Source organism: Pseudooceanicola endophyticus, assembly GCF_018760365.1.
Taxonomy (GTDB): domain Bacteria; phylum Pseudomonadota; class Alphaproteobacteria; order Rhodobacterales; family Rhodobacteraceae; genus Pseudooceanicola; species Pseudooceanicola endophyticus.
The window spans coordinates 14,962-33,314 of sequence record NZ_JAHIAB010000008.1; the positions used below are offsets into that span (position 1 = coordinate 14,962).

An 18,353-nucleotide genomic window follows, 5' to 3' on the forward strand; every position below is an offset into this window, starting at 1 on the left:
GGCGGGGGCGCGCGCCAAGGATCACCATTCGCGGCCGATGTAGATCGCCAGGAGGATGATGGCGCCCTTGATGACGTCCTGAAGATAGGGGTTGATGCCCATCAGGTTCAGACCGTTGTTGAGGATCCCCAGAAGGATCGCCCCGATCAGCGTGCCCAGGATCAACCCGCGGCCGCCGGCAATCGCGGTACCGCCCAGCACGACGGCGGCGATGGCATCAAGTTCGAAGCCCACGCCCGCATTAGGCTGGCCCGACATCAGGCGGCCCGTCAGGACGATCGCCGCGAAGGCCGAGGTCAGCCCCGAAATGCCGTAGACCGCCAGCTTGACCCGCTGGGTCTTCACGCCGGACAGTTTCGCCGCCAGCTCATTGCCGCCGATGGCATAGACATGGCGTCCGAAGGGCGTGCGTTGCAGCAGCACCCAGGCCAGGGCATAGATCACGAACATGAGGATGACGGGCACCGGGATGATGCCGATGCGGCCAATGCCGAACCACGAGATCCAGCCGGGCAGGCCCGAGATCGGGTAGCCGCCGGAATAAAGCAGGCCGAAGCCGCGCGCCATGCCCATGGTCGCCAGCGTCACGATGATCGCGGGCATCCGCCCCCAGGCCACCAGCACGCCGTTGAACAGGCCCAGCAGCACGCCGATCACCAGCCCGGCCAGCAGGCCGACGATGCCGGGCATCCCGAAGTTGACCATCAGCCCCGCCGAGATCGTGCCCGCCAGCGCCATCACGGCGCCCACCGACAGGTCGATGCCGCCGGTCAGGATCACGAAGGTCATGCCGACCGCGATGATGCCGACGATCGACACCTGCCGCAGCACGTTCAGCAGGTTGTTGACCGAAAAGAAGTTGTCCGAGGCAAAGCCCATCAGGACCGAAACGACGATCAGCCCGATCAGCGGCAGCGCCAGCGGCGATTTCAGCAGGCCCGCGACGGAAAACCCCGTGCTGCGGCTCTGCGATGGTACGGTGTTGGCATCATGCGACATTCTGGACCCTCCCGGTCGTGGCATGGGTCATGATCTGTTCCGAGGTGATCTGATCGCCCTCGACCGTCGCGACGATCCCGCCCGAGCGGAAGACGCAGACGCGGTCCGACATGCCGATGACTTCGGGCAGTTCGGAAGAAATCATGATGATGGAATAGCCCTTGGCGGTGAATTCGCGCATCAGGGCATAGATCTCGGCCTTGGCACCGACGTCGATGCCGCGGGTGGGCTCGTCGAAGATCAGCACCTTCATCTGGTGGTTCAGCCAGCGCGCGATCACCACCTTCTGCTGGTTGCCCCCCGACAGCGTGTCGACGCGGGCATGGGGCCCCTGCGCCTTGACGCGGACCTGGGCCATCGCCTCTTCGGTGGCGGCCAGTTCCTGCTTCATGTCGATGAACCAGTGGTTCTTGCGGTACTTGCCGTAATTGTTGATCGAGATGTTCTGAAGGATCGGGAAGCTGGTGATCAGCCCCTGTTCCTTGCGGCTTTCCGGCAGCAGGCCGATGCCATGGGCCAGCCCCTCGGCGGGTTCGCGGAAGCGCGTCTCGGCGCCGTCGACCAGCACCTTGCAGCGCACCGAAGGATGCGCGCCCAGCATCGCCAGCGCGGTTTCCGTGCGCCCCGAACCGACAAGGCCCGCAAAGCCAAGGATCTCTCCGGCGCGCAGGCGGAAGGACGACACCGGGCCGCCTTTCCTCAGCTGCACCTCCTCGCAGTCCAGCACCACGGGGGCATCGGCGGGAATGGCGGGCTTTTCGGGAAAGCTGTTCTCGATCCGGCGGCCCACCATCATCTCGACCAGGCGGTCGGTGTCGGTGTCGCTGACCGCGCAATCGCCGATGAATTCCCCGTCCCGCAGCACGGTGATGCGGTCGCAGATCTCGAAGATCTCCTCCAGGTGGTGCGAGATGAAGACGATGGCCACGCCGTTCAGGCGCAGCTGGCGCATCACCTTGAAAAGATGCTCGACCTCCGAAGGGGTCAGTGTCGCGGTGGGTTCGTCCAGCACCAGAATGCGGGCGTCCAGCGACAGCGCCTTGGCGATCTCGACGAACTGCTGTTCGGCGACCGACAGGCGGCTGATCGGCACGTCAAGCGGCAGATCGACGTCGAGCATCGCCAGGATCTCCCTGGCCCGCGCGGTCATGGCGCGGCGGTCCAGAAGGCCCAGGCGCGTCTTCATCTCGCGCGCGAGGAACATGTTTTCCACCGCCGTCAGATAGGGGATCAGGCTGAATTCCTGAAACACGATGCCGATCCCCGCCGCGATGGCGGCATCGTAATCGGCAAAGTGGCGCTCTGTCCCGTCCAGGACGATCTTTCCGGCGGTCGGCTGAAGGATGCCGCTGAGGATCTTCATCAGCGTCGATTTCCCGGCGCCGTTCTCGCCCAGAAGGGCGTGGACCTCGCCGCCGCGGATGCTCAGGTTGACCCCGTGCAGGACCTCGATCTTGCCAAAGCTCTTGCGGATCCCTTGCAGTTCCAGCATCGCTTCCTCCTGCTTGGTGTTGAGGGGGCCGCCCCCGGAAGGTTCCGGAGGCGGCAGAGGGGGTTACCAGGCAAAGCCTTCGGCGTTCTTCTGGTCCACGACTTCCACGTCGATCGGGACTTCCTTCGGCACCACCTGGGCGCCCCAGTGTTCCGCCAGCGCCATGCCGAGGGCGACGCGCACCTGATCGCGCGGGAACTGAGCCGTGGTCTCGATGAAGGGGGTGCCCTTGGCGATGGCATCGACCGCTTCCGGCGCCCCGTCGACCGAGGTCAGCTTGATGTCCTTGCCCGACCCCTGGATGGCGGCCAGAGCGCCCATCGCACCGCCGTCGTTGACGGAGAAGAGGCCGTTCAGGTTGGGATGGGACTGGATCATGTTCTCGACCACGCCCATGGCGACGGAGCGGTCCTGGCGACCGTTCTGGGTATCGACCAGCTTGATGTCGCTGTATTCGGCCAGCGCCTCCTTGCAGCCCTCGACCCGTTGCAGGATCGGCACCACCGGGATGCCGTCGAGGATCGCGACCTCGCCCTTGCCGCCCAGGTCCTCGGCCAGGTACTTGCAGGACTTGTAGCCGGCATCCTTGTTCTTGGAGCCGACGAAGCTGTCGACGGGGCCGTTGGCATTGGCATCCACCGCCACGACGATGACGCCCTGCTGCTTGGCCATGCGCACGGCGCTTTCGATACCGGCGGTGTCGGTGGGGTTCAGCAGCAGGATGTCGATGTTCTGCTGCAGCATGTCCTCCACGTCCGAGATCTGCTTGGCCACGTCATGGCCGGCATCGGTAAAGACCACATCGGCGCCGATGCTGGCGGCGGCCTGTTGCAGCGCCTCCTTCATGGAGACGAAATAGGGGTTGTTGAGTTCCTGGAACGTCATGCCGATCTTCAGCTTGTCGGCAGCGAAGGCCGGGCTGGCGGCGGCAAGGCCCAGGGCCGCAACCGAGGCGGCGCAAAGGAATTTCTTCATGGTGTCTGTCCTCCCAGTGGTGCTGACGGGCATGATCTGCCCGCCTCCGGGCGACGTCCTGTCGCCCGAATTCTAGAAAAGCGTATGTGTGACGGCTACTTGGCGGCGAAGGCCCCGTTGGCGGCAAAGGTCGCCCGGAATTGCGAGGGCGACATTCCTTTCAGTTTCAGAAAGTGTCGGTTGAAATTCGACAGGTTGGAAAAGCCGACGTCGTAGCAGATGTCGGCCACTCTGGCCTCGGGATGCGTGAGCAGGATCTGGCAGGCCAGATCCACCCGTAGCTGGTTCTTGTAGCGCACCAGCGTCGAGCCGGTGTGCCGTTTGAAGGCGCGCGAGAACGCCGAGGGGCTTTGCCCCACCAGCGCGGCCAGATCACGTTCATCGACGCTTTCGGCCAGGTTCTCGCGCAGGTAGGCGATGGCGCGGTTGACGCCGCTCTCATGCAGCTCCTGCAGGTCGAGTTCGTAGCTGAGGCTGGCCAGGACCTCCGGATCGGGGGCCTGCGACAGGATGTCGAGCACCTCCCAGAACAGCGCCAGGCGTTTCAGGCCCCGGGCCTCGACCAGAGCGCGCATCAGGGGCTCCACCCGGGCGCTGGTGGCACGATCGAACAGCAGCCCGCGGTGGCTGCGTTCCAGAAGCGGGCGCACCAGCTCCATCTCGGCCATGGTCTCCAGCGCGTCGGCGATGAAGCATTCGGGGAACTGGATCACGTAGGAACGCGCGGGCACGACCTGCCCCGGCGCGATGTCGGAAATCCAGTTCTGCGGCAGGTTCGGACCGGTCATGATCAGCTGGCCGGGGCCGAAGCTGCCGATATGGTCGCCGATGTAAAAGGTGCCGCTGGTGTCCACCACAAGGTGGATCTCGTATTCGGGGTGGTAATGCCAGCGCACGGTCCGGAACGGGTAGCCGTGCATCCAGGCGGCAAAGCTCTCGCCCTTGCGGATGTGGACCAGTTCCAGATCGGGTTGCATTGACGTCTCCTCCTGCCCCCGGGGTCCGGCTCCTCAACTGGCTGACCCGGGGTGTCTGGACCCTACCCCCGGTGGGACGGGGCCGCTACATCAGAACGGAATTTTAACCGATACTTTTTTGCATCAATCCGGGCCGGAACTGGGCAAAGGGAAACGCGCGCGGGCCGGATCTCGGGGCAGGTCATGCCGCAGCGCGGCGCAAACGCCCTTGTTTTACGGGATATTGAAGGGGAAACCGCCACATGATACAGGCTTTGGTATCGCTAACGGCAACGCAACTGCCCACGGGGGCATCATACTTTTTCCGGCGCCACGGTTGCGAATGGTGTCGGAGGGATTGCGGCCCGGGCCACGCCGCAGCGCAGCCCGGAGCAGGTCATGCGGGCATGACGATCTGCAGTTTCACATCCGTCTCGCGGGCCTCGACGGCACGGTCGAACCCGGCGATGGCCTCCTCGAAGGGCAGCGAGGCCGAGATCAGCGGCTTCAGGTCCACCTTGCCCGAAGCCATCAGCGCAATCGCCCGGTCATAGACATTGGCGTAGCGGAAGACGGTCTCGATCCGCAGCTCCTTCGCCTGCAGGCCGACGATGTCGACGGGCACCGGATCGACCGGCATCCCCACCAGCACCACCGCACCGCCGGGCCGCGCCAGCTGCGGCACGCCCAGAACCGCAGGCGCGGCGCCGGAGCATTCGAAGACGACGTCGGCGCCCCAGCCATCGGTCATCTCGGCCACCGCCTGGGCGGCGGATTTTTCGCGGATGTTGACCGTTTCGATACCGTCATAGGCGCCGATGATGTCCAGCTTGGGCTGGGCCAGGTCCGCCACCAGCACCTTGGCGCAGCCCCCCGCCAGTGCGGCCAGCGCCACCATCATGCCGATGGGTCCGGCGCCGGTCACCACGGCGATGTCGCCGGGCTGGATGCGCGCGCGCAGCGCCGCCTGCATGCCGATGGCGAAGGGTTCGGCCATGGCGCCCTCGGCAAAGCTGACCGCCTCGGGCAGCTTGTAGGTGAAGGCGGCGGGGTGGATGACCTCGGGCGTCAGGCAGCCATGCACCGGCGGCGTCGCCCAAAAGCGCACCGCCGGATCGACGTTGTAGATCCCGAGCTTCGCGGCACGCGAGGTCGGATCGGGGATGCCGGGCTCCATGCAGACGCGGTCGCCGGGGGCCAGATGGGTGACCGCCGCGCCGACCTCGATCACGGTGCCCGAGGCTTCGTGACCCAGCACCATGGGGTCGTTGACCACGAAATGGCCGATCTTGCCGTGGGTGTAGTAATGCACGTCCGAACCGCAGATCCCCACGGTATGGGTGCGGATGCGGACATCCGCGGGGCCGAGGGTTCCGGGAATGTCGAAATCCCGCAGGGACAGCCTGCCCTTTTCCTCCAGTACCAGCGCCTTCATCGGGTTCCTCCTCCTCAAGTCAGGGTTCTGATCCGATGTGCTGGCCCGACGCCGCGCGGAAGTAAACGGAAACCCGGGACAGGACGCAATTTTTCCCCGGCGCTGGAAAAATCGTATCAGCCCGCGCGCCGGATCTGCGAAGAGGCGGGAAAAACGGGGCAATCCCGGCGGGATGCGGGCATTGCCCCGTGATACGATTCGGACCCCGGGATCAGGCGGCCAGCCGATGCCCGATCGCGGCGGCCAGAAGCGCCGCCGTTTCCTGGGCGAAGGCATGGGCCACGGCGCGGACATCGGCTTTGGCCGCCAGAGCGGTGGCCTGCGCCATCCAGTCAGTGGGATCGACGCTGCCATCGGAAAGGGTGGTGACCAGCGCCGCGAACTGGCCGATAGCCGCGCCGCCCTCCAGCTTCAGCCCCCGCGTCGCAAGGGTCAGCGCGTGGATGCCGTTCGCCCCTTCGTAGATCGCGGTGATCCGCGCGTCGCGCCAGACCTGCGCCAGCCCGTATTCTTCAAGGTAGCCGTAACCGCCCAGCACCTGGATCCCCAGATCCGCCGCCCGGATGCCGGCCTCGGTGGCGTAAAGCTTGCACAGCGGCGTCAGGAACTCGATCAGGGCGGGCCGGTCGCCGCGCTCCAGTTCGCCAAGCGCGATATGGACCATGGCGCGCGACACCTGCGCGGAGATGCGCTGTTCCTCCAGCATCCGCTGCACGTCCGGGTGATCGGCCAGCACCGCGGGGCTGCCATCGGGCAGGCGCCCCTGCCTGCGCTCGCCCGCATAGGCTGAGGCAATCGCATGGGCGCGGGTGGCATGGGCCACCCCCTGCAAGGCCACGTCGAGGCGCGCGTGGTTCATCATCGTGAACATCGCCGCCAGGCCCCGCCCCTCGGTGCCGATCAGCTCGGCCTCGGCGCCGTCGAACTCCACCTGGCAGGTGGGCGAGGCGTGCAGGCCCAGCTTCTCCTCGATCCGGGTGACGGTGATGGCGTTGCGCCCCGTCCCGGTGTCTGACCGGCAGAGGAAGAGGGACAGCCCCCTGACCCCCTCCTCTGCCGTACCCGTGCGTGCCAGCACGAGATGCAGGATCCCCTCGGACATGTCCTGATCCCCGCCCGAGATAAAGATCTTCTGGCCGGTGATCGCCCATCCGGTCGCGGTCGCAACGGCGCGGCAGCGGATGGTCGACAGGTCCGATCCCGCCCCGGCCTCGGTCAGGCACATGGTCGAGAGCCACTCTCCGGAGGTGAGGCGCGGGATATAAGCTTCCTGCTGGGCGGGCGTGCCATGCGCCAGCAGGGTCGAGATGGCGCCGGGCACCAGCCCCGTCACCATCTGAAGGGAATGGTTGGCGCCCGAGAAGATCTCGGACACGGCGGCGGCGGTCAGGTGGTCAAGCGCCTGGCCGCCGAAAGCCTCGGGCGCGGTCAGGCCCTGCCAGCCGCTTTCGGCAAGCTCCACATAGGCGGCGGCGAAACCGTCGGGCATCTTCACCCGGCCCGCGTCCAGCCGGCAGCCCTGACGGTCGCCGGGGGTGTTGAGGGGCGCCAGCACCCCTTCGGCGAAGGCGGCGAAATGGCCGGCAATCTCGGCCGAGAATTCGGCGTCCCAGTCGGGCAGATCGCCCGCGAACAGCGCGAAACTGCGGTAGATCTCGTCCACCGGGGCCTGAAAGGGGATCATGCGCGGCCTCCCTCAGCCCGTCACGCCCAGCAGGCGCAGGGCGTTTTCCTTCAGGATCAGCGGGCGCACCTCGTCGCGGAACTCGGCCTTGTCGAAGGCGTCCAGCCATTTCTCGGGCGCGATCATCGGCCAGTCCGATCCGAACAGCATCTTCTTCTTCAGCAGCGTGTTGGCGTACTGGACCAGGATCTTGGGGAAATACTTCGGCGACCAGCCGGACAGATCGATGTAGACATTGGGCTTGTGGGTCGCGACCGAAAGCGCCTCTTCCTGCCAGGGGAAGGAGGGATGCGCCAGGATGATCGGCATGTCGGGGAAATCCACCGCCAGATCATCCATGTACATCGGGTTGGAATACTTCAGGCGCATGCCGTTGCCGCCGCGCATCCCCGACCCGACCCCGGTCTGCCCGGTGTGGAACAGCGCCGGCACGCCCGCCTCGGCAATCGCTTCGTAAAGCGGATAGGCCATGCGGTCGTTGGGATAGAAGCCCTGCATCGTGGGGTGGAACTTGAACCCCCTGATGCCGTGGTTTGCCACCAGATCGCGGGCCTCGCGCGCGCCAAGCTTGCCCTTTGCCGGGTCGATCGAGGCGAAGGGGATCAGGATGTCGCTGTGCTTCGCGCAGGCATCGGCGACCTCGTAGTTGTTGTAGCGGCGATAGCCCGTCTCGCGCTCTGCATCGACGGGGAAGATCACCGCCGCGATGTTCTTTTCGCGGTAATGGGCCGCGGTCTGGTCGATGGTCGGCGGATGCGCCCAGGGGGCGTTGAAATACTGCGCCATGGTCGATTGCAGCTCATCATAGCCGTCATCAGCATGGCAGCCGCAGGATTCCTCGGCATGGGTGTGGAAGTCGATCGCGCGGACCTTGTCGAAGTCGATCATGTCATTCTCCTCAGACGCGGATCAGCGCCGGGTCTTCATTGTCGTAAAGGCGTTCCAGCAGCGCCGCTCGGCGCGTCAGGATCTTGCGCACGTTGAGCGAGCCCTTGTCGGTCACCTCGTGATCGGCCAGCGACGGCGCCTCGGAGAGCATCAGCGCCCGGGTCACCCGCTTGGCAGAGCCCGAGGTCGTGGCGTTCAGCGCCCGCAGCGCTTCCTCGATCTTCGCGGCCAGGTGGGGCTCGATCAAAGCGCCCTCGGCCTCGGTCGCCTCGGCGGAAAGGCTGGCCTGCGGGAACAGGAAGACGCCGATCTCTCCCCGGTCATGGCCGCAGATCACCACGTCCTGCACCAGCCCCTTCAGCCGGTCGAGGACATTCATCCGCAGCGTGCCGGCCTGCACCCAGGTCCCGGTGGAAAGCTTGAAATCCTCCGAGACGCGGCCATCGAAGATCAGCCCGCGCGAGGGATCGTCGGGGTTCACGAAGCGCACCGCGTCGCCGGTGATGAAGAAGCCCTCCTCGTCGAAGGCCTCGGCGGTCTTCTCGGGGGCGGCGTAGTAGCCCTTGGTGACGTTCGGCCCCTTCACGCGGATCTCGCAGCGCATCTCGTCATCGGGGATCAGCTTGACCTCGACGCCCGGCAGCGGCACCCCGATGATGCCCGAGCGCCCGATGGGTTCGTGCACCATGACGCAGGCGGGGGCGGTTTCGGTCAGCCCCCAGCTGGAGGCCATCAGCGGCAGGCCGCCGCGCGCCTCGATGCAGAAGCGTTCCAGCCGCAGCCAGACCTCCTGCGGCAGAGAAGCGCCGGCGTAGAAGATCAGGTCCATGTCCCGAAACAGCGTGTGGCGCAGGGCCTCTTCTTCTTCCGCGGCCTCGGTGATCATCTGGAAGCCGACGGGAACGTTGAAGGCCAGGGTGCCGGGGCGTTCGCGGCGGCTGGCCAGGGTCACCGGGAAGGCCCGCTTGGTGGGCTTGCCGTGGTCGATGGTCAGGGTGCCGCCATGGGCCAGCATCATGTTGACGTTGTGGCTGCCGCCAAAGACGTGGTTCCAGGGCAGCCAGTCGGTGACCCGGGGCGGATGGGTCGAGAGATAGGGCATCACCGCCGACATCTGCGTCTGGTTGGCGCACATCATGCCATGGGTGGTCAGCACCCCCTTGGGATCGGAGGAGGAGCCGGAGGTGAAGAGGATCTTCGCCAGCGTCTCGGGCCCGACGGTGGCGTGCACCTTGTCGAGGTCGGGATGCTCGGTCGTTTCCAGCATCTCGGAGAAGGCGGTGACGGGACGCGGCGCGCCGCCGGTCTGGGCGGCAACGCATTCGACACCCTCCAACTGCGGCAGTGCCAGCGCCCTGGCGTAGCGCCCGGCATCATCGACGAAGGCCATCTTCGGGCTCACCTTGTCCAGCACGTAGACCAGCCGGCCATGGGCCTCTTCGATCAGGGAATACTGCTCGGCCAGGGGGACAACCGGCACGCCCACGTACTGCGCAGCCAGCGACAGCAGCAGGTGGTCGACGCCGTTGCCCGACATCAGCGCGATGCAGTCGCCCTGCCCCAGCCCCCGCTCCAGCAGCGCCGAGGCGACGGCGCGCACCTGGATCAGCAGCTCTCCGTAGGTCACGTTGCGCCAGGGGCCGCGATCCAGCCCCGGCGTCACCCGTTCCGAGATCGCGACGCGGTAGGGCGCCTCTTCGGCCCAGCGGTGCAGCCAGGTGCCGGTGTTGGGCACGACCTCTCCCATCGGCTGGCGGGCACGCAGGCGGATCGTGCCGTCGGGCCGGTCCTCGCGCAGCGTGTCATGGGCGATCCACTGCGTCTTGGTATTGGCGCGCGCCCAGGCCGCGCGCTCCTCGATATTGTCCTGCATGAGCGGCGGGATATTGGTCATCGAGAAATCCTCCATCGTCTCCTCCTCCTCAGGCGGGGTTCAGCGGAACACGGGCGCGCGTTTCTCCAGGAAGGCGCGCAGCCCCTCCTCCGCGTCCGGCGTGGTCTGCACCAGCGCGGCACAGAGACTTTCGGTAAACAGCCCGTCGGCGCGGGACATGTCGTTGATCCGGCTCAGGGCCTGAACCATGAAGTAGTTGGACATCGGCGCGTTCCCGGCGATCTGTTCCGCCAGCTTGCGGGCCAGCGGCAGCGCCTCGTCCGCGCCGACGCTGTAATGGGCAAGACCCAGCGACAGGCCCTCGTCGGCGTTGTACTTGCGCCCGGTCAGCATCATCTCGACCATGCGGTCGGGGCCCAGGATGCGCCCCACCCGGACGCTGGCGCCGCCGCCCACGAAGATGCCGCGCCGCCCCTCGGGCAGCTGGAACATCACCGAGGGTTCCGCGATGCGCACATGGGTGGCCGCCGCCATTTCCAGCCCGCCGCCGATCACCGCGCCGGTCATGGCGCTGATCGTCACCCGACCGCCGAACTGGATCATGTCCATGACCCGGTGCCAGTTGCGCGAATGGTAGACGCCCTCCTCGGCCGAGCGCGCCACATGTTCCGACAGGTCCAGCCCCGAGCAGTAATGCCCCCCCGCCCCTGTCAGGATGACCACGCGGATCTCCTTTGGCAGGCCGGCATAGGCGGCCTCCAGCGCGGCGATCAGCCCGTCGGACATCGCGTTGCGCTTGTCGGTGCGGATCAGGGTGATGGTGGCGATATGGCCGTCCAGCGCGGTGGTGAGGAATTGTTCGGGGGCGGACATCAGCATCTCCTTCGGAGCTGTCATTTCGGGGCAAGCCGGACGGCACTGTCGAGGCGGATCACCTCGCCGTTCAGCAGCGGATTTTCGATGATCTGCTGGACCAGCATGGCATATTCGCCGGGCCGGCCCATGCGGGAGGGGAAGGGAAGCCCCGCTTCCAGCGTCTTGCGCACGTCAGGGGGCAGGCCCGCGCTCATCGCGGTCTCGAACAGGCCCGGCGCGATGGTCATGACCCGGATGCCCCAGCGGGCGAGTTCGCGGGCCGCCGGCAGCGTCAGTGAGGCGATACCCCCCTTGGAGGCCGCATAGGCCGCCTGGCCGATCTGGCCGTCCTGGTAGGCGACCGAGGCGGTGTTGACGATGACGCCGCGCGCGCCGTCCGCATCCAGCGGATCGGCAGCGGACATGGCCTTGGCGGCATGGCTCAGGACCACGTAGCTGCCCAGCAGGTTGACCCGCAGCGTGCGCTCGAAAGCGTCGATGGGCAGGGCGCCGTCGCGGGGCAGGATGCGGGCAGCGGTGCCGATCCCGGCGCAGTTCACCACGATGCGCGGCGTACCGAGCTGCGCGGCGACCGTCGCGAAGGCAGCCTCGACCGCGGCACTGTCCGCGACATCGGCGGCAACCGCGATCCCGCCGATCTGGTCCGCGACGCGGGCGGCGGCGGCCTCGGACAGGTCCATGACGGCGACCTTCGCGCCCAGCCCCGCCAGGCGGCGGGCGGTGGCTTCGCCAAGGCCGCTCCCGGCCCCGGTCACAAGCGCGATGGTATCGGAAATCTCCATGTTCAAAAGTCCTTACATGAAGCCGCGCAGGGCGAGCATGGTGGCAACCAGAGCCAGATCGGCCAGGATGAAGGGGACGATCCCGGCAAAGATCTGCTCCAGCCGCACGTAGTCGCGCGCGACGGAATGGATGACGAAGACGTTCAGACCCACCGGCGGCGTGATCATCCCGATCTCCAGCAGCTTGGCGACCAGCAGGCCGAACCACAGCTTGTCGACGCCGTGTTCCGCCAGCACCGGCAGGAACAGCGGCAGGGTCAGCAGCAGCGCCCCGATGGGCTCAAGAAACATGCCGATGACCAGATAGATCAGCACGATCAGCAGCAGCAGCGTCAGCGTGCCCAGCCCCAGCCCGTCTACGAAATCGCCCATCTGCATCGACAGCCCCGACATCGCCACCAGCCGGGTGAAGAGGTTCGCACCGATGGCGATGATGAAGAGCGAGCCCGAGGACAGCAGCGTATCGACCAGGCTTTCCTTGAAGCGCGCCCAGCTGAGGGTGCGGCGCCCGATGCCGATGGCCAGCGCCATGAAACTGCCGAAGGCGCCCGCCTCGGTGGCGGTGAAGATACCCGAGAAAAGCCCGCCGAAGACCGCACCGATCAGCAGCAGCACCGGCCAGATCTCGAGCGTCTTCTTCCAGCGGTCGCCCATCGAATGGCCAGCGGCGCGGGGCAGGCGTTCGGGGTGGCGCCACCAGACGATCAGCACGGCGGCGACGTAGAAGGCCAGCGATCCGAGACCCAGGATCAGGCCACCCAGGAACAGGTCGTTGATCGAGGTTTCGGCCTGGATGCCGAACAGGATCAGGATGATCGAGGGCGGGATCAGCGCCCCGATGGTGCCCCCGGCGGCGACCGATCCGGTGGCGATGCGCAGATCGTAGCCCGCCCGCGCCATTTCCGGCACCGCGATCCGGCCGATGGCGGCCGAGCAGGCCACCGACGAGCCCGAGACCGCCGCAAAGCCCGAGGCCCCGGCGAGCGAGGCGATGGCCAGCCCCCCCGGCAGCCAGCCCCACCAGACCCTTGCGGCCTCGAACAGGCCGCGGGTCAGGCCGGAATGGAAGGCGATGTAGCCCATCAGCAGGAACATCGGGATCGAGGACAGCGTCCAGCTGGCCGAGGTGGTGTAGGGAATGGTCGAGAGCATCGACATCGCCGGGCGCAGCCCCGCGACCGCCCAGATCCCCACGAAGGAGACCGCGATCAGGCTGGCGGCGATCGGCACCCGGAGGCCGATCAGGACCAGCAGTGCGACAAGGGCCAGAACCCCGATGGTGACCGGATCCATCAGATTTCCTCCTGCATGTCTTCCAGGGCGCCGACCGGATCGTCGTCATGATCGCCAAAGCGGCCCGTCAGGGTTTCGAAGATGCGGATCAGCAGCACCACCAGCGCCAGGGCGAAAGAGATCGGCAGGATCCAGTAGCTGGGCCAGGTGATGAACTTCAGCGTGCCGGCCTCGATATAGGCGCCGCGCGACATCTGGCGGATCGCCTCCTGGCCGGAGCCCCAGGTCATCACCGCCAGCACTGCGGTAAAGATCCCGAAGCCCAGCATCTGCACCACCCGCAGCGGCACGCCGCGCAGGTTGTGGGTGAAGACGGTGGCCTCGATATGGCGGCGCTTCAGCTCGGTCAGCGCCAGCGGCAGCACGCTGACCGCGACCATGTAGTACTTGCCCACAAGGTCGGGGGTAGCGGGAAAGCCGGCGCCCAGAAAGGTGCGCGTGAAGACGTCGATCACGACCTGAAGCATCATCGCCAGCAGCACCAGCGCACCCAATACCATGCTCAGCCGCGCAATGGCGGTTTCGAGAAGGTTCAGCATTTCGGTCTCCGGGGGAACGGGAAGATCGGGGGCGCGCCGGTTCGGGGCGCGCCCCCCGGGCCGTCACTCGCCGTAGGAGGCGAGGTCGATCTTCGACCAGATTTCCTTGGTGCGCAGGGCGGCCAGCTCATCCGGGGTCATCTCCGGGGTGATCAGGCCTTCCCACTTGTCGATCAGCGCCTTGTAGCGGTCGATCTTGGCCTGGGCGTCGGTGACGCCACGGCCTTCAAGGATCGTCGCGGCATTGGCCAGACGCTCGGCGTTGAAGCTGTCGCGGGCGTCGATCAGGCTCTGGTCCGGCGCGATGAAGGTCACCAGCTTCTCGGCGCGGACCTCCTCGATCTGCTTGCCGAAACCGTCCACCCCCGCGACCAGCCCGTATTGCGAGGCGGTGGCAAGGGCGCCGCGGTCCTCGGCGCTCATCCGGTCCCAGAGCATCTTTGAGGCCGTGGTGGTGGCGGCACCGTTGAAGACCCCCTCCTCGATCTCGGTCACGTAATCGACGACATCGCCCAACCGGTTCGCGATCACCTCGTGCGGAGAGCTGAAGGTGGCGTCGATCACCCCCTGGCTGAGGCTCTCGAACAGCTCGCTCGAGGGCATCTGCACCGGGGCGCCGCCGGTCTTCTCGATGAAGGCGGCATAGAAGGGCGAGCCCGAGCGGATCTTCAGCCCCTTCATGTCCTCCAGCGTCTTCACCGGCTTGGTCGACAGGATGTCGTAAAGCGGCGTCGCGTCCGAGCCGAGGTAAACCTGGCCGTTGCGCTTGAATTCCGCCTGGCAGGGGGCGCAGGTGACGACATATTCCGTCACCGCCGCCGAAACCACCTGCGCCGAGGAGCCCAGCATCGAAAGCTCTGACATCATGGCGCTTTCGGGATAATCGGCGATGAAATAGGGCATCAGCAACGGGCCGAAATCGGTCACGCCGTCGCGCAGGCCGGTCGACATCTCGTTCGGGGCGACCAGCCCCGAGGGCGTGTCGCGGCCCTTCCAGCGGCCGTCGGTCAGCTCCGAAAGCTTGGCGAACATCGCCGGATAGACATCCTTGGCGATGGCGTGGTTGGGGCCGAAGCCGCTGGTGGCGCGGATCGTGTCGGCCTGGGCGCTGGCAGCCGCCAGCGCAGCGACCGAACATGCAAGCACGGTCGCGGCAATGCGCGTTTTCATGGTATCTCCTCCCTGTGTGCAACCCGGGCCAGCGCTCCTCTCGCTGGCCGGGGCCCTCCCTCTTCAGCGCGCCCGCCGGGCCTCCAGCCGTTCCAGAACGGCCATCAGGCGGGCACGGTCCTCCGCATCCAGACAGCCGACGACCGCGTCCTCGACCTGCCTGACCCGAAGGGCGGCGCGGTCGCGCAGACGGCGACCCCGCAATGTCGCGGTCAGCGCATAGCGCCGCCGGTCGGTGGGAACCTTCTTGCGTGCGATCAGGCCGCGATCCTCCAGCTCGTCGATGACGACGACCAGGTTGGAACGCTCCATCTGCAACGCCTCTGCCAGCTCGGACTGCACGATCCCCGGATTGTCGGTGATGATCGACAGGCAGGAAAAACTGACCACCCGCAGGTCATCCTCGGCCAGAACGCGCTGCGCCTCCGGCTGGATCTGCATGTAGGCCCGCTTCATCCGGTATCCGATCAGGTTGCCAAGCACCGTATCCTCCACGCCCGACGCCTCCCGATGGTCCGGATTCTCTTCCGATTTCGGCATCCGCTCCTCCTCTTATCGGAACGCTATATGGGATAATGATTATGGTCAATAACTATATTGTGGAGGCCGATTTTGCGGAAATTCTTCGCTCTATCCCACTGAATTTACATGACATGTGAGTCGGATCGCCCCGAGAAGGACAGGAGGGCGCCTCCGGTTTTTCCGCCAGAATCCGCTAGCCTGCGACCCGGGCACGATAGGCCGAGGGGGTCTCTCCGCGCAGCGCCCGGAAGCGGCGGGAAAAGTAGGAAGGATCCTCGAATCCCAGCCGGTAGCCGATCTCGGCGGCATTGATCCGGGTGAAGGCCAGCAATCGCGCGGCCTCGGTCATCACGGCAGTCTCCAGGTAGCGCGAGGCGCTGAGGCCGGTGGCGGCACGACAAATCCGCGTCAGGTGGCCCGGCGTGATCCCGAGGGCGCGGGCATGGTCGGCCACCCGCCAGCCCTCGCCCAGATGGGCGGCCACCTGCGCCTCGAAGGCGCGCATCCGCAGATCGGCGGGGCTGGCAGGCGCGGGGTCCTGGGGTTGATCGGCGGCCAGGGTGGCGAACAGCGCATGGGCCAGTGCCACCAGCCGGGTTGCGCGAAAAGTGCCAGAGCTGGCGAATTGCTGCGCGATTTCATCCATCAGGGTGACGGCGAAATCGGGCGCCTGGCCGCTGAAAGGCGCGCGCAGGGCCTGTCCCAGATCCCCCGAAGCCCGCGCCATCCCGGCGATCACCGTGGCGGGAAAGGACAGAACCAGCCCCTCGCAGCCCTTGCGGAACTGGAAGGCATGGACGATGCCCGCCGGCACGAACAGGAAGTCTCCGTCCTGCAAACCACTGTCCCGCCCGTCCAATCGCACCTTCGCGGCGCCCTGCCGCATGAAGAAGACCTGCACCATCTCGTGGTGGCGATGCGGGGAAATCACCCAGTCATGCAGACGCGCCCGGTCCCAGATCCGTTCGCAGTGGATCACGTCCGGAAAGGCACCGGTTTCGCCAAACAGCGTGAAGGCGGGGATGAGGTCAGTTCGCATCATGCCCGAAAAGTACCAGCCTTTGCGAGGCCCGTCCATTCGCCCCGCCCTGGCCAAGGTCTATCTTCGCCGCAGATTTTAGGAGGAAATCACCCATGGATACCCAGGTCGTCATCATCGGCGGCGGGCCTTCCGGCCTGCTGCTGTCGCAAATGCTGAACCGCGCGGGGATCGCCACGACCATCCTGGAACGTTCGACCCGCGAACACGTCCTGTCGCGCATCCGCGCCGGGATCCTGGAATGGGGTTCGGTCGAGATGCTGCGCGAGGCGGGCGTGTCGGAGCGGATGGACCGCATGGGCCTGCCCCATGACGGCACCTACATCACCGACGGCGACCGGATGGTGCATATCGACTTCAAGCGGCTGACCGGCAAGCAGGTGATGGTCTACGGCCAGACCGAGGTGACCGAAGACCTTTACGGCGCGCAGGATGCCATGGGCACGACGATCCTGCACAATGTCGAGGACGTGGTGATCAAGGATCTGGATGCTTCCCAGGCCAAGGTGTCCTTCACCGTCGCCGGCGAGCGCCGCAGCCTCAGCTGCGCCTATGTCGCCGGTTGCGACGGCTTCCATGGCGTCAGCCGCAAGACCATCCCCGAGGAAAAGCGCCGCGAATTCGAACGGGTCTACCCCTTCGGCTGGCTGGGCATCCTGTCGCGCACGCCCCCCGTCCATGACGAGCTGATCTATGCCAATTCGGACCACGGCTTTGCCCTGGCCTCGATGCGCAGCGAAAGCCTGGTGCGCTACTACGTCCAGGTGCCGCTGAGCGACAAGGTCGAGGACTGGTCGGACGAGCGCTTCTGGAGCGAATTCAAGCGCCGCATCCCCGCCAGCGCCGCCGCCAGGCTGATCACCGGACCCTCGATCGAGAAAAGCATCGCGCCGCTGCGCAGCTTCGTGTCGGAGCCGTTGCGGTGGGGCCGGCTGTTCCTGGTGGGCGATGCGGCGCATATCGTGCCGCCGACCGGCGCCAAGGGGCTGAACCTGGCGGTGTCGGACGTGCATTACCTGTCCGAGGCGCTGATCAGGGTCTTCAGGTCGGGCGATGAAAGCGGCATCGACGGCTATTCCGAACGCGCGCTGGCGCGGATCTGGAAGGCGATGCGTTTCTCCTGGCAGATGACGACGATGCTGCACCGTTTCGACGGCGAGGACAGCTTTGCCGCGCAGATGCGCCGCGCCACCCTGGCCCATCTGGCCGAATCCGAGACCGCCCAGAAGGACCTGGCCGAGAATTACATCGGCCTGCCCTTCTGACCCATCCGGCCTGCGCCCCTAGGCGCGGCGCAGGCCGTCGATGAAGATGTCGAGCAGACGCAGCACATGGGCGCGCCACTCCGGCCCCGGTTCGCGCGCATAGCAGAAGGCGTACATCGTCTGCAGCAGATCCTCGGCGGCAATGCCCTCGCGGATCTGGCCGCGTGCCACGCCCGCCGCCAGCAGCCGGTTCAGCGCCCGGACCACGCGACCGGTCAGCTCTGCGTAGGTCTGCTTGGATTCCTCGCTCATCACCACCGAAAGCGCGCCGAGCATCCCCCGCTTGGTCTCGACCAGGGCCACGTTGGCATGAAGCCAGCCGCGCACCGCCTCCAGCGGCGCCTCGCCCGGTTCCAGCGCCTCGGCCTGCTCCACCAGCCCCTCAAGGTCCTGCCGGAACACCGCATGGAACAGCACCTCGCGGTTCGGGAAATGCCGGTAGAGCGTGCCGATTCCCACGCCCGCGCGCCGCGCCACCGCTTCCAGACTGGCCTCGGGGCCGCCGCCGCCCAGCACCTCGCGGGCCGCGTCAATCAGCTTTTCACGGTTCTTCTGGGCATCCGCCCGGGGTTTGCGCATCTGGGCCTGCAAGAAATCGTCACCC

At 66.5% G+C, this 18,353-nt stretch carries 17 protein-coding genes; 1 reads left to right on the forward strand and 16 read right to left on the reverse strand.

Going from position 1 to position 18,353, the window contains the following annotated elements:
* Positions 1 to 21 precede the first annotated feature (21 nt).
* The 15 genes from KM176_RS14325 to KM176_RS14395 all read right to left on the reverse strand — a co-directional run bounded on the left by KM176_RS14325 (position 22) and on the right by KM176_RS14395 (position 16,487).
* The gene (locus KM176_RS14325; protein WP_160894796.1) at positions 22 to 999 is read right to left on the reverse strand and encodes an ABC transporter permease; all 978 of its coding nucleotides are present in this window, start codon (positions 997 to 999) and stop codon (positions 22 to 24) included.
* On the reverse strand, positions 989 to 2,491 hold the full coding sequence (locus KM176_RS14330; RefSeq protein WP_160894795.1) for a sugar ABC transporter ATP-binding protein: 1,503 nt from the start codon (positions 2,489 to 2,491) through the stop codon (positions 989 to 991). Before KM176_RS14330 ends, KM176_RS14325 begins: the two co-directional genes overlap by 11 nt.
* A gap of 63 nt (positions 2,492 to 2,554) precedes the next feature.
* Positions 2,555 to 3,466, reverse strand: a complete 912-nt coding sequence (locus KM176_RS14335; protein WP_160894794.1) for an ABC transporter substrate-binding protein — start codon at positions 3,464 to 3,466, stop codon at positions 2,555 to 2,557.
* Between the two features lie 95 nt (positions 3,467 to 3,561).
* Positions 3,562 to 4,443, reverse strand: a complete 882-nt coding sequence (locus KM176_RS14340) for an AraC family transcriptional regulator (RefSeq protein WP_160894793.1) — start codon at positions 4,441 to 4,443, stop codon at positions 3,562 to 3,564.
* A gap of 376 nt (positions 4,444 to 4,819) precedes the next feature.
* Positions 4,820 to 5,857 carry an NAD(P)-dependent alcohol dehydrogenase gene (locus tag KM176_RS14345; RefSeq protein ID WP_160894792.1) on the reverse strand — a complete coding sequence of 346 codons (1,038 nt, stop codon included), beginning with the start codon at positions 5,855 to 5,857 and terminating at the stop codon, positions 4,820 to 4,822.
* Between the two features lie 211 nt (positions 5,858 to 6,068).
* Entirely contained in the window at positions 6,069 to 7,541 is a 1,473-nt protein-coding gene (locus KM176_RS14350) for an acyl-CoA dehydrogenase family protein (RefSeq protein ID WP_160894791.1), read from the reverse strand.
* Positions 7,542 to 7,553: 12 nt separating this feature from the next.
* The gene (locus tag KM176_RS14355) at positions 7,554 to 8,429 is read right to left on the reverse strand and encodes an amidohydrolase family protein (protein WP_160894790.1); all 876 of its coding nucleotides are present in this window, start codon (positions 8,427 to 8,429) and stop codon (positions 7,554 to 7,556) included.
* Positions 8,430 to 8,439: 10 nt separating this feature from the next.
* Positions 8,440 to 10,338, reverse strand: a complete 1,899-nt coding sequence (locus KM176_RS14360; RefSeq protein WP_236045323.1) for a feruloyl-CoA synthase — start codon at positions 10,336 to 10,338, stop codon at positions 8,440 to 8,442.
* Positions 10,339 to 10,362: 24 nt separating this feature from the next.
* Positions 10,363 to 11,136, reverse strand: coding sequence for a crotonase/enoyl-CoA hydratase family protein (locus KM176_RS14365; protein ID WP_160894789.1), 774 nt, complete (start codon positions 11,134 to 11,136; stop codon positions 10,363 to 10,365).
* 20 nt (positions 11,137 to 11,156) lie between these two features.
* Complete coding sequence (locus tag KM176_RS14370) at positions 11,157 to 11,921, reverse strand: SDR family NAD(P)-dependent oxidoreductase (RefSeq protein WP_160894788.1); 765 nt, start codon at positions 11,919 to 11,921, stop codon at positions 11,157 to 11,159.
* Between the two features lie 12 nt (positions 11,922 to 11,933).
* Complete coding sequence (locus tag KM176_RS14375; protein ID WP_160894787.1) at positions 11,934 to 13,214, reverse strand: TRAP transporter large permease; 1,281 nt, start codon at positions 13,212 to 13,214, stop codon at positions 11,934 to 11,936.
* Entirely contained in the window at positions 13,214 to 13,753 is a 540-nt protein-coding gene (locus KM176_RS14380) for a TRAP transporter small permease (RefSeq protein WP_160894786.1), read from the reverse strand. The genes KM176_RS14375 and KM176_RS14380 overlap by 1 nt, the downstream gene beginning before the upstream one ends.
* A gap of 63 nt (positions 13,754 to 13,816) precedes the next feature.
* Positions 13,817 to 14,923: a C4-dicarboxylate TRAP transporter substrate-binding protein gene (locus tag KM176_RS14385; RefSeq protein WP_160894785.1), complete on the reverse strand. Its 1,107-nt coding sequence runs from the start codon at positions 14,921 to 14,923 to the stop codon at positions 13,817 to 13,819.
* Positions 14,924 to 14,986: 63 nt separating this feature from the next.
* A complete protein-coding gene (locus KM176_RS14390) occupies positions 14,987 to 15,463 on the reverse strand; it encodes a MarR family winged helix-turn-helix transcriptional regulator (protein WP_160894784.1) in 477 nt (158 codons plus the stop codon).
* Between the two features lie 175 nt (positions 15,464 to 15,638).
* The gene (locus KM176_RS14395) at positions 15,639 to 16,487 is read right to left on the reverse strand and encodes a helix-turn-helix domain-containing protein (RefSeq protein ID WP_160894783.1); all 849 of its coding nucleotides are present in this window, start codon (positions 16,485 to 16,487) and stop codon (positions 15,639 to 15,641) included.
* Positions 16,488 to 16,579: 92 nt separating this feature from the next.
* Between KM176_RS14395 and pobA the strand changes: the two genes are divergently transcribed.
* A complete protein-coding gene (gene pobA / locus KM176_RS14400) occupies positions 16,580 to 17,749 on the forward strand; it encodes a 4-hydroxybenzoate 3-monooxygenase (protein ID WP_160894782.1) in 1,170 nt (389 codons plus the stop codon).
* Positions 17,750 to 17,767: 18 nt separating this feature from the next.
* Here the strand turns inward: pobA and KM176_RS14405 are convergent, their stop codons facing one another.
* A complete protein-coding gene (locus KM176_RS14405; RefSeq protein ID WP_160894781.1) occupies positions 17,768 to 18,328 on the reverse strand; it encodes a TetR/AcrR family transcriptional regulator in 561 nt (186 codons plus the stop codon).
* Positions 18,329 to 18,353 lie beyond the last annotated feature (25 nt).